A 12,685-nucleotide genomic window follows, 5' to 3' on the forward strand; every position below is an offset into this window, starting at 1 on the left:
ACGAGTTCAGATCGGTTGAATCAAAACCGAAGTCAATTGATTGACATTGCACATGAAGATTTCTTGCGCAATTTCCCGAATTTGCGTCGAACAGGTCGTAGGGCGAAACTGAACCGTCGACTGCAACTTCCGCCATAGCGGCGGGAACGAATCTGTATTACGGGTCATTCCGGCAAGATCGTCGTCGCAAACATGAAGAACTTTGCCTACTTGGGCCGAAATCAGCCTGATCAAGCACATCGGACATGATTCCAAAGAAGTCACCAAAGTATAAGAAGACAAATCGATTCGGCGGTCTTGTTTGCTTTCGAAGTTGGTGAGCACCATCATTTCAGCATGAGCATCGCTACGAAATTTAGGCGAAAAGACCTGATTTCCGGCATATTCGACTAGACAATTATCCTTGTCAAAAATAGCGGAACCGACACCGAAGTTTCCAAATGTTAACGCTTGTAAAGCCAAGATGCATACAAACCAAGATTGCATTTCCTCAGTGGATGCGTCATTGATCCGGTACGAAATCAATTTGTGTTTTATCGACGATTGAACGCCGGAAGCCGTGTTGATGCCATTCAACAGGGTTTTTCCGACATTCAAAATAGCGCTGTTCATCGTTTAGCTTTGTCCTTATTTCGAAGCCGATCATCAGGATACCAAATTTACATCGGTTAGGTTCCGAACGTAAAACATAGGCATATATTTGATGAAGCCCGCAGACGTCTATCGTGATAACGCTACCGAATTGTTAAAGAGCTTTCTAGGCTTTAATGCTTGGCCGCAAAAATTACGCATGTCCGCCGCAAGCCTTCTCCAAATCGAAACCCGGCGGCTGCCCGGGTTCTCTGGACAGGATACGGGCGAATTCTTGGCCGAACTCCGACCAGTCTTTGATGCCGGTAATCACGCCCAAATATTCGCCGCGGCGCATGAATACCAAGGCCGGCCAAGTGGTGAAGTGAAAACGGGCTTGTAGCTCGCGTTCAATGGAACGATCGATAACCGCGCCCCGCAACTGATTGCAGAAGACTTTCAACAGTTCCGGCAATATCACCGCCACATCGTGACTTTCCGGAAACAGGGCTGGATCGTTAGCGAAAAACAGCACCACGTAGTCGTTGCCATAGACGAATAGATCGTAATTGTCGGCATCCAATAAAGGTAAGCCGTGCCGGCTTTGTAGCTGATCGAGTAACGATGGATTCATGATTTTAAAAACTCCGGCAGTTTTTCGGGGTTGTTGTCGGTTAGATGTTCAAACCAACGGTCGATAGCGCTTTCTCCTTGCAATGCAAGACGCGTGGTTTCCATCTCCGCTGCCATTTGCCTGGCGGTTTCGGCACTGATGACTTCGCGCGCACTGTCTAAAAACACCAATAGCCAAGTTCCGGGCGGCTGTGCGCCGACCGCCGTCGTGTCGATCAAGCTTGTTTCGCCACGGTAAAGGCACAGAGCCGATGCGCCGCGCATTTTGACCACTTGCATCGGTATGCCTATGCCCATCAGTATTTACCCCGGTAATCGACATCGACTTGCAAGGCGGCTTGGTCCAAGGCCTCGGGTTGGCGCAGTTCGTAGGCGGCGGATAACAATATGCGCTCGTCTCCCAGTCGGCAAGCTTGCTCGGGGCTAGGGCGCTCCGCTTCATAACGTTGAAGGTTCAGCATCGGATCGGTCAACTCCTCCGGCATGCTTATCGTTTCGGCGCCGACGCCAAATGGTTTTAGATAAGCCAGGGCGACGTCTATAGCCGGTTGAATTTGGGCTTTGACGCAGGCTGTCAGGCTGCCGCCGTAATCTTCCAATTCTTCCGGCTGTACGCCGATCAATATCAGGTGTTTAGGATAATCGCCCAGCATTCGGGCCATCGCCAGCACCTCCTGAAAACCGGTTTGATGCAGACTCATTTTCTTCGCGCCGAGAAAGTTAGGCACGTCCTCGTTTTCCACTCGCTTCAGCGTGCCCGGTGGAAGGCCGTAATCGACCGCGTCGAACACGACCAAAATGCCGGCGCTTTGCACATGTTCCACCAAATAAACGCCCTGGGTGCCGCCGTCCATTACCTTGACGTTATCGGCAAAACGGTAATGCCTTTGCAAATGCTCGATGACGCGGACGCCGAAACCCTCGTCGGCCCACAACAGGTTGCCGATACCGAGCAGCAGGATGTTGGATGGAGTACTTGCCATGATCTGCTTAGACAAACGTGGGGTGGGCACAGTCAAGTCCCCACCGTTCGGTTCCGCGTGGGCACAAAAACCGTGCCCACCCTACGAAATTAATGCGCATCGTCCACCGGCGCATCGTCCTTGAAGCTGCGCCAGCCGGTCACGATGGTCGACAGCATGCTTTGCCCCGACAACTTTTCTTCGCGGATCGCCACATAAACATGGATTAATACGAAACAAACGATGAACCACATGACCAAATGGTGCCAGGTGTGAACCGTTTGGCTGTCGCCGAACAGGGGCAATAACCAACTGCTGAATATGGCGTACTGCCAACTGCCTTGGCCTTCGCCTTCGCCGTATAGGGCAAAACCGGTGGCGATCATGAATAACAGGCCCCAGACGAACACGAAATGCATGGCCAAGACCGCCAAAGGGTTATGGCCTATGTAGTGGCGGGGCTGTTTTTCCAAAAAACAATACCAGCGGATTTCGCACCAGACGCCGTCCCAGAAGTGGGCGCTGAACAGCGGTGGCATAAAGATTTGGCGGGCATGCTCATTGCCGGCATAGGCCCAATACAAACGGCCGAGTAGGCCCACCGCCAACAGATAACCGGCGGCGAAATGGGCGAAGCGGATATAGCCCATCAAGAAATGCTCCGAGGCCTCTCCGGCTGGCGAAGCCAAAGGGTCGGCAATCAGGTATCCGGTTGCCGTCAAAACTAGAATTGCTAACGCGTTGATCGAATGCCAGACTCGGACCGGCAACTCGTAGACGTAAACCGGCGCATCCTTGGCATTCATTGCGGTCTCCAGTTTTGCCGGATCACGAATGCAAGCAGCGCTAACATGAGCAGTCCGATTCCTAGGGAAGCCGGCATGGCAAGGTGGTTGATCGTCAGATGTTCAAGTCTGTGGGTCAGGTTGTCGATGCCGGGGCGGGAATGGGCTTGGGCTTGGGCGACAGCGAGTGACAGTATGGTTGTTGCCAGCAATTTGTTCATGTTTTTCTCCTGAGATGGCGGATAGGATAAGTTTGCCGCCCATCACAAATTTCAAGGAAATCGACTATGGCGGATGACGCTATGCTCATTCGCCTACATTATTTTATTAACGCACCTTCACCCGGGTCAGTTCCCGGCCGTCGGGGCTTATCACATGGGTCGAGCAGGCCAGGCAAGGGTCGAAGCTGTGCAGCGTGCGCAGGATTTCGACCGGCTCCTCCGGATTTTCCACTTTGGTGTTCATCAAAGCGGCTTCGAACGCGCCGATATTGCCATGATCGTCCCGCGGCGAGCCGTTCCAAGTGGTGGGTACGACGCATTGGTAATTGGCGATCTTGGTATCTTCTATCTTCAACCAGTGACCCAAGGCGCCGCGCGGCGCTTCGGTAAAGCCGACGCCCTTGACGCTGCGCGGCCAGGTTTCCGGATCCCAGCGTTCCACGTTGGCCGTAGCCAAATCGCCGGCTTTGATGTTGGTCATTAACTTGTCCATGAAGTAGCGCATCTTGTGAGCGGCCCATTGCGCTTCCAGCGCGCGGGCGGCGGTGCGTCCCAGCGTCGAAAACAGGGCGTCGACGGGGACGTCCAATGTCTTCAGGACAAAATTGATTTGCTCGGTGATTTCTTTGTCGCCTTTGGCATAACCCACTACATAGCGAGCCAACGGTCCGACCTCCATCGCATGGCCGCGCCACCGAGGGGCCTTGATCCAAGAGTATTTTGCCGTTTCGTCCAGTTCCCGGATATTGGTTCGGTCGCCTTTGGTTTTGGCGCCCAGTTTGTAATTGGGTTCGGTCACGCCGTCCCAAGGATGCAGACCGACGGCTTCGTCCGGGTATTTGTACCAGGAGTGGGGAACGAATTCCTGGATCTGCTCGGGGTCGGTCAAATCGACGTCGTAGACTTTGCTCAAGTCGCCGTTGATGATCGCGCCGCTAGGCATAAGTAAATTGGACGCGGAATAATCGTTAGCCTTGTCCGGAATATCTCCGTAAGCCAATACGCATTGACCCGAAAGACCGCCGCCGTACAACCAGCCTTTATAAAACTGGGCGATGGCCAGTAAATCGGGAATGTAGACTTGATCGATGAACGCGATCGAGCGGTCGATAATCGACGATACGAAGTTCAGGCGTTCCATATTGACCGCACCGACCGCGCCGACGCCGTCGATATTGATCGCGCACGGCACGCCGCCGACCAGCCAGTTCGGATGCGGGTCTTTGCCGCCGAACACGGTACGGACTTTCATAATGTCTTTCTGAAAGTCCAACGCTTCCAGATAATGGGTAACCGCCATCAAATCGGCTTCCGGCGGCAACAGGTAGGCGGGGTTGCTCCAATAGCCGTTCTTGAACGGGCCTAATTGGCCGGATTCGACGAATTTCTTCAGGCGGTTTTGGGTGTCGCGGAAATAACCCGGCGACGACTTGGGGTTGTGCGGCGAGATCTGTTGTTGCAAGGCCGAGGTCGCGGCCGGGTCGGCTTTCAGTGCGTTGACAGGATTGACCCAGTCCAATGCATGCAGATGGTAGAAATGCACCAAGTGGTCTTGCACCTGCAGACTCAGCTGCATCAGGTTGCGGATGGAATTGGCGTTTTCCGGAATCTTGATGTTTAGGGCGTCTTCCACAGCCCTTACCGAAGTCAGCGCATGGGTGCCGGTGCAGACGCCGCAGATGCGCTGAACGAAAGCCCAGGCATCGCGCGGATCGCGGCCTTTCAGTATGACTTCCAGGCCGCGCCACATCGTGCCGCTGGATACGGCGTTGCGGATCATGTTGTCTTCGTCGATGTTGACTTCGCAGCGCATGTGGCCTTCGATCCGGGTTACCGGATCGACCACGACGCGGCGGCCGGCGTCGTTTAACTGGAAGCCGTTAGGGGTGTTTCTGACTGTCATTATTTTTCTGCTCCCGGATGTTGGCTATCGTCTTGCTTGGCTCGTTTCAGCGCGGTCAGGCCGGCATGGGCGGCGACGCCGGCGGCGACTAAACCGGCGGACGTACCGCCGACCGCATCGGCGTTGGCTTCAATGCCGAATTGGTTGATGCCGGTCAAGCGATCGTAAAAGCTGCCTTTATCCCAGAAGCCGTCTTCGGAACAGCCGATACAGCCGTGGCCGGATTGAATCGGGAAGGACAGGCCTTCGTTCCAGCGCACCGTGGAGCAGGCGTTGTAGGTGGTTGGTCCCTTGCAGCCCATCTTGTACAGGCATTGGCCTTGGCGGGCGGCTTCGTCGTCCCAGTGTTCGACGAACTGGCCGGCGTCGAAATGCGGCCTTCTGTAGCATTTGTCGTGTATGCGCTGGCTGTAGAACATTTGCGGCCGGCCTTGCTTGTCCAAGGTCGGGAGTTTGTCGAAAGTCAGGATGTAGGCGACGACAGCGGTCATGACTTCGGCGATCGGCGGGCAGCCGGGTACTTTGATGATAGGTTTGTCGGCCAGGCCCGGTACCTTGTGTACCGGTGTGGCGCGGGTCGGATTCGGCTTGGCGGCCTGTACGCAACCCCAGGAGGCGCAAGAGCCCCAGGAGATGATGGCCTTGCAGCTTTCCGCGGCGTATTTGAGCTGGTCGACGAAGGGTTTGCCGCCGATGATGCAATACATGCCGTCTTCGGCCAGCGGCGGATTGCCTTCGACGGCCAGGATGTAATTGCCTTTGTATTTGTCGACGATTTCGTCGACGATGGCTTCGGCGTTATGGCCGGCCGCCGCCATGATGGTGTCGTCGTAATCCAAAGACAGCATGGACAGAATCACGTCCTTCGCCAAAGGGTGGCCGGAGCGGATGAAGGATTCGGAACAACAGGTGCATTCCAGGCCGTGTAGCCAAAGTACCGGGATACGCGGTTTGGTTTCCATCGCCTGGGCGATCTTAGGTGCGAAGGCCGGCGAAAGGCCGAGCGAAGCGGCAGTAAGACTGCAAAACTTGAGGAAGCTACGGCGAGTGATGCCCTGCCTGCGCATCACGTCATAAAAGGTTTCTGTCATGAATACTCCTGCTGTTAGCTTGTCGCCTGAAAAATCGCCGCGTCGACGACGGATTTCAGAAGCGCATTCGAAGTCTGCACAGCAGGCTGGATGCGCGGTTTATTTTCGTTTTGGACTGGGCGCATTGGGTTGCTGCAACGAGTCGGCAGTTAAAAGGCAACAACTATGCCGCTAACAAGGAATGAACTAAAACCTTGTATTTTGTATGACAAAAAGATGAAGAGCGCTGGTTATCTTGTTAAATGTATGACAATTGTTACAGCAGAACGGGTGGATTGTTTTAAATACCACAATTGAGCCGTGGAATTTAAGGTTTAAATCGACCGAGGCGCGGTCAACCGCTCATTCGATGCGGGTGATCGCGACGAACTTGTGTTGCGGAGTCAATTCCATTTGGAAATGACCTTGAATGCCGGACTTGGTTAGATAGCGTTGGATGTTCCCGGCCGGAAATACGATGCGGCGACCGTCGTCGGCAATCGTCGTCACGGTTTTTGCAAGGCCTTGGTAGACGGCTAAATATTGATCGTAAGTCAAGTTTAGTTTGAAACGAATGAATTGATTGGCCATATCAAGACAGTGCCGGCTTGAGCCGGCACTTCGAGAGGGATTAACGCATTTGTTGCAAGGCTTCGATACGCTCTTCCAACGGCGGGTGGCTCATGAACAAACGTCTCACGCCGCCGCCATTGATACCGAATGCGGCCAATTCGCCGGGCATTTGCGCCGGCTCGTGCGAACGTTGCAGGGCCCGCAGTGCCGCAATCATTTTCTGGCGTCCGGCCAAATTGGCGCCGCCGGCGTCGGCGCGGAATTCGCGGTAACGCGAAAACCACATGACCAGCATGGAAGCCAGAATCGACAGGGCGATTTGCGCCACCATTTGCACGATGTAATAGGCCGGGCCGTAGCCGCGTTCGGTTTTGAACACGACGCGGTCGACCACGTGTCCGATCACGCTGGCGAAGAAGTAGACGAAGGTGTTGACGACGCCTTGCATCAAAGCCATCGTTACCATGTCGCCGTTGGAAACGTGGCTGATTTCGTGACCGAGTACGGCTTCCACTTCGTCGGCATTCATGCTTTGCAATAAACCGGTACTGACGGCCACCAGCGCGGCGTTTCGATTGGCGCCGGTCGCAAAAGCGTTAGGTTCCGGCGCCTGAAATATGCCGACTTCCGGCATGTCGATGCCGGCTTGGCGGGCAAGTTTTTCGACCGTGGCGACCAGCCATTGTTCGGTCTGGTTTTGCGGGCGGTCGATCACGTGCACGCCCATCGCGTTTTTGGCCGACCATTTGGATATAAACAGGGATATGACCGAACCCGTCATGCCGATGATGGCCGACATGACCAATAAAGCATCCAGATTCAGGTTGACGCCTTGGGCATCCAATGTGCTTTTTAATCCCAAAATATTAAAAATGATGCTGATGGCGACCATGATGGCGACGTTCGTGGCCAAAAACAGCAATATTCTCATCATGATAAAGATCCTTTGTTGTGTTGAGATGGAAACGAGGTGGGTGCTGAATGGTTAAATTCAAGGGTTAGAGTGGTAAGATGAGACAAAGTTTATTTTAGGGGAAGAAAAAATGAAAGGGTTGAAGGCGCTATTGTTATGGGCGGCGATGACTTCAGTTTCTATTGCGTCTAATTCCGAACATGAAGCGGTTTTGAAACAGTTGCATTTACCATATGGTTTTAAAATTTCGATATTTGCCGACGATGTGCCGAATGCGAGACAAATGGCGCTTGGAGAACACGGGACGGTGTTTGTCGGCACCCGTGAAGGCAATGTTTACGCGTTGCTGGATTCAAATGGTGATGGCGTTGCCGATCAGCGTTATACGCTGGCAAGCGGTCTTTATATGCCTAACGGTGTGGCTTATAAAGGCGGCGCATTATATGTGGCCGAGGTGAACCGCATCCTTAGATTCGATGAGATCGAAAAGCATCTGGACAATCCGCCGGTCCCCGGCGTGGTGTTCGACAAATTGCCGTCCGACAAACACCACGGCTGGAAATATATCAAGTTCGGGCCGGACGGTAAGTTGTATAGTGCGGTCGGCGCACCGTGCAATATTTGCAATCCGGAGGATCGGATCTATGCTTCTTTGTTTCGGATTAATGCCGATGGTAGCGGCTTTCAGGTTTTAGGCCGGGGTATTCGAAATACGGTTGGGTTTGACTGGGAGCCAAGCACGCACCATTTGTTTTTTAACGACAACGGGCGCGATCATTTAGGGGACGATGTGCCGCCGGATGAGTTGAATCAATGGTCGGAAGGCGTGAAACATTACGGTTTTCCGTATTGCCACGGCGGAACCATCCAGGATCCGGAGTTTGGAAAAGATAAAAAATGCGGGCAGTACGAATCGCCGGTCTGGCGTTATAAAGCCCATATTGCCCCGCTGGGTATGCGGTTCTATAACGGTTCGCAGTTTCCCGAGCGTTACTATCAACAGCTTTTTGTCGCGCAACATGGTTCCTGGAATCGCAGTGAGCCCCACGGCTACCAAGTCGCGTTGGTTAAATTTAGAGACGGTATGCCGTTTGACGAGAAGCCTTTCGTTTCGGGTTGGTTAAAGGCGGACGGTACCGTGTCCGGACGGCCGGTCGATATCGTGCAATTGCAAAACGGCAGTTTGTTGATCAGCGACGATCAGTTGGGCGTCATATATAAAGTAGAGTACAAGAAGTGACTACAAAGCGATTCGAAGTGATAGAAAAAGAAACCGTCTACCAAGGCTTTTTCAGGCTCGAACAGTACACGCTAAAACATACGCTGTTCAAAGGCGGCTGGAGCCAGCCCATTACCCGCGAGCTGTTTCGCCGGGGCAATTGTGTGGCGGTGTTATTGTACGATCCGGATCGAGACGAAGTGGTTTTAATCGAGCAGTTTCGAGTCGGCGCTGTATATCAGCCGAACCGGGCCTGGCTGATCGAGATTGTTGCCGGCGCGATAGAGGAAGACGAAACAGCGGAGGAGGTCGCCTACCGCGAAGCATTGGAAGAAGCGGGATGCGAGATCAAGGAGTTAATCGAAATTCAGCAATTTTATACGACACCGGGTGGTTGTTCGGAACGCATTACCTTGTTCTGCGGGCGCGTCGATAGCACAACGGTTGGCGGAGTGCACGGTTTGGTCGAGGAGGATGAAGATATTCACGTTACATCGGTTAGGTTTGCCGAGGTATTTAAGATGCTGGAAGAAGGTAAAATCGAGTCGGGCATTCCTATCATCGCTATTCAATGGCTTTATATTCACCGCGATGAACTTAGGCGGCGCTGGATTAAAACCGCATGAAAAAACGATGGATTTCATGCAAAATGATTGAGCTAAGACTTTAAAAAACAATAAAAATCACGTGGCGCACATACTTATTTATTCAAACAATCCTCAATTAACGGCCGAGTGGACTCACGTATTAATTGTAGAGCATCATGTCAGTCGACTATTGAACGTACATGCCGAATATCATGCCGATGCCGTCATTTTCGACGCAAAAAAACTAGACGACGATCCAAGTTTGGTCTCTGTATTTGCAAACAATAACGCCAGGTTTTTAGTGTTAGGTTCGGAATGGTCCGATCAAAAGCAGATTGACGTTTTGGTTCATGGTGCCGCCGGTTATTGCGAGCAGTCCGACGCGCCCAAACTGTTAAAGAGGGCTGTAGATAATATTCTGAAAGGCGATATTTGGATACGGCGGGCTTTGGTACCAAAAGTAATAGGTGTGTTGACCGGTACCCTGAATTCGGTGCAGCCGACCGTTCTGTGTCCGGACGAATTGGATAAATTACTTAACATGGCCAACTCTTTGTCCGCGAGGGAAGCCGAAGTGGCCAATATGATCAGGCGCGGAGAGAATAATAAAACGATTGCTTATGAAATGAATATTTCCGAGCGTACGGTAAAAGCGCATTTATCATCCATTTTCAGAAAATTCGAAGTGGATGATCGTTTGCATTTGGCTGTACGCTTAAAAGAAATTGACCGGTATCGGCATAGATAGGCCGGCTATAGCACAGCTTCGATCAATCCGGCATGGCTTATTTCGAAAGCGGAGTCGCCTGATTTCGGCCGGTTGTCAAATTTGCGGATAATCTTCCCTGAAACCGGCCGGGTGGAACTTGGACGCATCGTCGAAATACCAAAACGGCTTTAGATCTTAATCGATTACGATAAAAAATCTTCTAAGCTTAATGCGGTAAAGTCCTGCCGGCCGGCCGCAAATTTGTCTTCATCGGTGTTGTATCCCCACAATGCGAACGACAAACCGACCCGGGCTAATTCGCCGTGCTTTTGTACATTGATCAGTGTTGGTAGACGGTCTTCGATAAATTGGACGGCATGATCGGGATGTTTTTCGATTAATTCTTTCAGTACTTCGGGTTTAGTCATGTTCCGGTCCAGTCCGAAAATCCTGTCGTCGCTTAAATCAATCGCGTTGGCTTTAAAAATTTGTTTTACGAAACGTTCCTGTTTGGTGGTGATGACATACCAGATATGAGTCTTGCTTAGTGTTTGCAGTTTTTCCGCGATGCCCGGAAATAGGGGATTCATTTCAAGCCAGGAAGCCAAGTCGCCGGCGATCCATTGGTCGCGGGTGTCGCCGAACAGTTTTTTTAGATCGTCAGCACTCAGTCGGCCTTGTTCCATCAGCAGACGGGTCTGGCTTTGAAAATCCTTGTAAATGGCATCGCAGCTTAGGCCTAAAAACAACAAACGCATGGCTAATATTGCTTCGTAGCCGGTTTCGATGATGGGGCGCACCAAGCGAAATCGATTAATCAGTGCTTGCGGCGTTTCACCGTTAATATCGGGCCAGATCTGACCGGCAGCCTTCCAGCCGGTGACGGCGGTTTCCACAGCGCTATCGCAAATGACGCCGTCGAAATCGAGCGCATGGATAATTGGTTTGTTCATGCAAAGTCTGCGCGTTTTGTAAATAGGCCTTATTTTAACCTGTGAAAAGGAATTCGCAGGCGGTTCATTATTTACGCAGCCACAGATTGACGATCAGGGACAGGGCCAAACTGACGGCTATCATGGATGTAATAGGAATAAAGACCCGGCTATTTTCAGTGCGAATGTTGATGTCGCCGGGTAGGTTGCCAAACCAGCTAAGCAGCCAAGGCGCGTATTTCAGTACGACTCCGACAAGGACAATGCCCGCACCCGCTATAATCAAAAACTTTCCGGTATCCACCAAGGTTCTCCTATGCGTTGCGCCGAATGTATCATTTGGGTCTTTTTTCCGGATACCGCCCAAGCGGCATTAGACAAAACAATCGAAACTCATTTGTCCGCCAGGCGAAGGCTTGCGAAACAAGTCGCAGCGCAGCGGCGTTAGCGGCTGGTCCATGCCTAATCGTTTGCAGCTCAATCGAAACCGCTGGCTGATTAAGTCGGCATAAAGTCCGTCGCCGCGCAGGCGTCGATGAAAAGCGGAATCGTAGACCTTGCCGCCCCGGCTGTCGCGGATGCGGTTCATCACGTGTCGGGCTTTTAGCGGGTAATGCTGTTGCAACCATTCTTCAAACAATCCGGCGACTTCCGACGGCAAGCGCAGCAAAATGTAGTTGGCGCTTCGGGCACCGGCTTCGTAAGCGGCCTTGACGATGGCTTCCAATTCATGATCGGTCAATATCGGGATTAGCGGGGCAATCATCACGCCAACCGGAATATTGGCAGCGCTTAAACGGGCAACGGTTTCAAGCCGCCTTTCCGGGGCGGCGGCGCGAGGTTCCAGCGTGCGAGCCAATTTGCGGTCTAGCGTTGTAACCGATAAATACACCGAGACCAAGTCGTTTTTTGCCAATTCAGTCAGAATATCGAGATCCCGCTCTATCAAAGACGACTTAGTAACGATGCCGATTGGGTGCCGGGTTTCCGCAAGCAATTCCAAAATTTGCCGCATTATGCCTTGTTGGCGTTCGACCGGTTGGTACGGATCGGTGTTGGTTCCCAATGCGAGCGGCGCACATCGGTAATTCGGTTTAGCCAATTCGTCGCGTAACAATCGGGCGATGTCGGGCTTAATCAAAATCTTGCTTTCGAAATCGAGTCCGGCGGAATAGCCTAAATAAGTATGGGTCGGCCTGGCGAAGCAATAAACGCAGCCATGCTCGCAGCCTCGATAAGGATTGATTGCACGATCGAAAGGAATATCCGGCGAATCGTTATAGACGATCGCAGAGCGGCTGCTGTCGACAATAAGCTCGGTCGTTAACGGGGGTAATTCGGCATCAAGAATACCCCAGCCGTCATCCTCAGGGTGACGGCTTTGTTTCTCGAAACGGCCGCTGGCATTGCTGAGGCTGGCGCGGCCTTTGTAGATCAAGGGTTTTGGCATTGCGATAGTTTATCGATGATTAACCCGGCAAATCCACGAATTCTTTTTATCCAGCGACACTAAACCTAAACCGGCCACAGTTGAAATGGTTTAATGAACCCGGCCACTTCTAGAAGCAGACTTTATACTGTTAGTAGAGGTGAGCATGACGAACGAAA

General features: G+C 52.3%; 16 protein-coding genes. 3 read left to right on the plus strand and 13 right to left on the minus strand.

All coding sequences use genetic code 11. The features are described from left to right. Positions 1-6: 6 nt before the first annotated feature. The 10 genes from ACW73I_RS06345 to htpX form a co-directional block, all read right to left on the minus strand. A complete protein-coding gene (locus ACW73I_RS06345; RefSeq protein ID WP_458028395.1) occupies positions 7-612 on the minus strand; it encodes a nucleoside deaminase in 606 nt (201 codons plus the stop codon). Positions 613-784: 172 nt separating this feature from the next. After that, the gene (locus tag ACW73I_RS06350; RefSeq protein ID WP_458028396.1) at positions 785-1,204 is read right to left on the minus strand and encodes a hydrogenase; all 420 of its coding nucleotides are present in this window, start codon (positions 1,202-1,204) and stop codon (positions 785-787) included. Then, positions 1,201-1,500: a HypC/HybG/HupF family hydrogenase formation chaperone gene (locus ACW73I_RS06355; RefSeq protein WP_458028397.1), complete on the minus strand. Its 300-nt coding sequence runs from the start codon at positions 1,498-1,500 to the stop codon at positions 1,201-1,203. The genes ACW73I_RS06350 and ACW73I_RS06355 overlap by 4 nt, the downstream gene beginning before the upstream one ends. After that, on the minus strand, positions 1,500-2,186 hold the full coding sequence (locus ACW73I_RS06360) for a HyaD/HybD family hydrogenase maturation endopeptidase (protein ID WP_458028398.1): 687 nt from the start codon (positions 2,184-2,186) through the stop codon (positions 1,500-1,502). Before ACW73I_RS06360 ends, ACW73I_RS06355 begins: the two co-directional genes overlap by 1 nt. 89 nt (positions 2,187-2,275) lie before the next feature. Then, on the minus strand, positions 2,276-2,971 hold the full coding sequence (gene cybH, locus ACW73I_RS06365; RefSeq protein WP_458028399.1) for a Ni/Fe-hydrogenase, b-type cytochrome subunit: 696 nt from the start codon (positions 2,969-2,971) through the stop codon (positions 2,276-2,278). Then, positions 2,968-3,171 carry a hypothetical protein gene (locus tag ACW73I_RS06370; RefSeq protein WP_458028400.1) on the minus strand — a complete coding sequence of 68 codons (204 nt, stop codon included), beginning with the start codon at positions 3,169-3,171 and terminating at the stop codon, positions 2,968-2,970. Before ACW73I_RS06370 ends, cybH begins: the two co-directional genes overlap by 4 nt. Before the next feature lie 106 nt (positions 3,172-3,277). Further along, positions 3,278-5,074 (minus strand): nickel-dependent hydrogenase large subunit, encoded by a 1,797-nt coding sequence (locus ACW73I_RS06375; protein WP_458028401.1) that lies wholly within the window; start codon positions 5,072-5,074, stop codon positions 3,278-3,280. Further along, positions 5,074-6,165 (minus strand): hydrogenase small subunit, encoded by a 1,092-nt coding sequence (locus ACW73I_RS06380; RefSeq protein WP_458028402.1) that lies wholly within the window; start codon positions 6,163-6,165, stop codon positions 5,074-5,076. The genes ACW73I_RS06375 and ACW73I_RS06380 overlap by 1 nt, the downstream gene beginning before the upstream one ends. 342 nt (positions 6,166-6,507) lie before the next feature. Then, positions 6,508-6,735, minus strand: a complete 228-nt coding sequence (locus ACW73I_RS06385; protein WP_458028403.1) for a DUF2835 domain-containing protein — start codon at positions 6,733-6,735, stop codon at positions 6,508-6,510. A gap of 40 nt (positions 6,736-6,775) precedes the next feature. Continuing rightward, complete coding sequence (htpX, locus tag ACW73I_RS06390; RefSeq protein WP_458028404.1) at positions 6,776-7,651, minus strand: protease HtpX; 876 nt, start codon at positions 7,649-7,651, stop codon at positions 6,776-6,778. 109 nt (positions 7,652-7,760) lie between these two features. On the opposite strand from htpX, the gene ACW73I_RS06395 reads away from it, so the two are divergent. The 3 genes from ACW73I_RS06395 (at position 7,761) to ACW73I_RS06405 (ending at position 10,184) form a co-directional block, all read left to right on the plus strand. Further along, a complete protein-coding gene (locus tag ACW73I_RS06395) occupies positions 7,761-8,870 on the plus strand; it encodes a PQQ-dependent sugar dehydrogenase (RefSeq protein ID WP_458028405.1) in 1,110 nt (369 codons plus the stop codon). Next, the gene (locus ACW73I_RS06400; RefSeq protein WP_458028406.1) at positions 8,867-9,475 is read left to right on the plus strand and encodes an NUDIX domain-containing protein; all 609 of its coding nucleotides are present in this window, start codon (positions 8,867-8,869) and stop codon (positions 9,473-9,475) included. The genes ACW73I_RS06395 and ACW73I_RS06400 overlap by 4 nt, the downstream gene beginning before the upstream one ends. 61 nt (positions 9,476-9,536) lie before the next feature. After that, positions 9,537-10,184, plus strand: coding sequence for a response regulator transcription factor (locus ACW73I_RS06405; protein ID WP_458028407.1), 648 nt, complete (start codon positions 9,537-9,539; stop codon positions 10,182-10,184). 164 nt (positions 10,185-10,348) lie between these two features. Here the strand turns inward: ACW73I_RS06405 and ACW73I_RS06410 are convergent, their stop codons facing one another. The 3 genes from ACW73I_RS06410 to ACW73I_RS06420 form a co-directional block, all read right to left on the minus strand. Continuing rightward, the gene (locus tag ACW73I_RS06410; RefSeq protein WP_458028408.1) at positions 10,349-11,098 is read right to left on the minus strand and encodes an HAD family hydrolase; all 750 of its coding nucleotides are present in this window, start codon (positions 11,096-11,098) and stop codon (positions 10,349-10,351) included. Positions 11,099-11,165: 67 nt separating this feature from the next. Next, positions 11,166-11,381, minus strand: coding sequence for a DUF2905 domain-containing protein (locus ACW73I_RS06415; protein WP_458028409.1), 216 nt, complete (start codon positions 11,379-11,381; stop codon positions 11,166-11,168). A gap of 69 nt (positions 11,382-11,450) precedes the next feature. Next, complete coding sequence (locus ACW73I_RS06420; protein ID WP_458028410.1) at positions 11,451-12,527, minus strand: PA0069 family radical SAM protein; 1,077 nt, start codon at positions 12,525-12,527, stop codon at positions 11,451-11,453. Positions 12,528-12,685: the final 158 nt, after the last annotated feature.

This window comes from Methylomonas sp. MgM2 (genome assembly GCF_054172045.1).

Bases quoted from the DNA above. Each gene is read 5' to 3' on its own strand.
- ACW73I_RS06345 (WP_458028395.1), bottom strand. From the start codon at position 612: ATGAACAGCGCTATTTTGAATGTCGGAAAAACCCTGTTGAATGGCATC.
- ACW73I_RS06350 (WP_458028396.1), bottom strand. From the start codon at position 1,204: ATGAATCCATCGTTACTCGATCAGCTACAAAGCCGGCACGGCTTACCT.
- ACW73I_RS06355 (WP_458028397.1), bottom strand. From the start codon at position 1,500: ATGGGCATAGGCATACCGATGCAAGTGGTCAAAATGCGCGGCGCATCG.
- ACW73I_RS06360 (WP_458028398.1), bottom strand. From the start codon at position 2,186: ATGGCAAGTACTCCATCCAACATCCTGCTGCTCGGTATCGGCAACCTG.
- cybH (WP_458028399.1), bottom strand. From the start codon at position 2,971: ATGAATGCCAAGGATGCGCCGGTTTACGTCTACGAGTTGCCGGTCCGA.
- ACW73I_RS06370 (WP_458028400.1), bottom strand. From the start codon at position 3,171: ATGAACAAATTGCTGGCAACAACCATACTGTCACTCGCTGTCGCCCAA.
- ACW73I_RS06375 (WP_458028401.1), bottom strand. From the start codon at position 5,074: ATGACAGTCAGAAACACCCCTAACGGCTTCCAGTTAAACGACGCCGGC.
- ACW73I_RS06380 (WP_458028402.1), bottom strand. From the start codon at position 6,165: ATGACAGAAACCTTTTATGACGTGATGCGCAGGCAGGGCATCACTCGC.
- ACW73I_RS06385 (WP_458028403.1), bottom strand. From the start codon at position 6,735: ATGGCCAATCAATTCATTCGTTTCAAACTAAACTTGACTTACGATCAA.
- htpX (WP_458028404.1), bottom strand. From the start codon at position 7,651: ATGATGAGAATATTGCTGTTTTTGGCCACGAACGTCGCCATCATGGTC.
- ACW73I_RS06395 (WP_458028405.1), top strand. From the start codon at position 7,761: ATGAAAGGGTTGAAGGCGCTATTGTTATGGGCGGCGATGACTTCAGTT.
- ACW73I_RS06410 (WP_458028408.1), bottom strand. From the start codon at position 11,098: ATGAACAAACCAATTATCCATGCGCTCGATTTCGACGGCGTCATTTGC.
- ACW73I_RS06420 (WP_458028410.1), bottom strand. From the start codon at position 12,527: ATGCCAAAACCCTTGATCTACAAAGGCCGCGCCAGCCTCAGCAATGCC.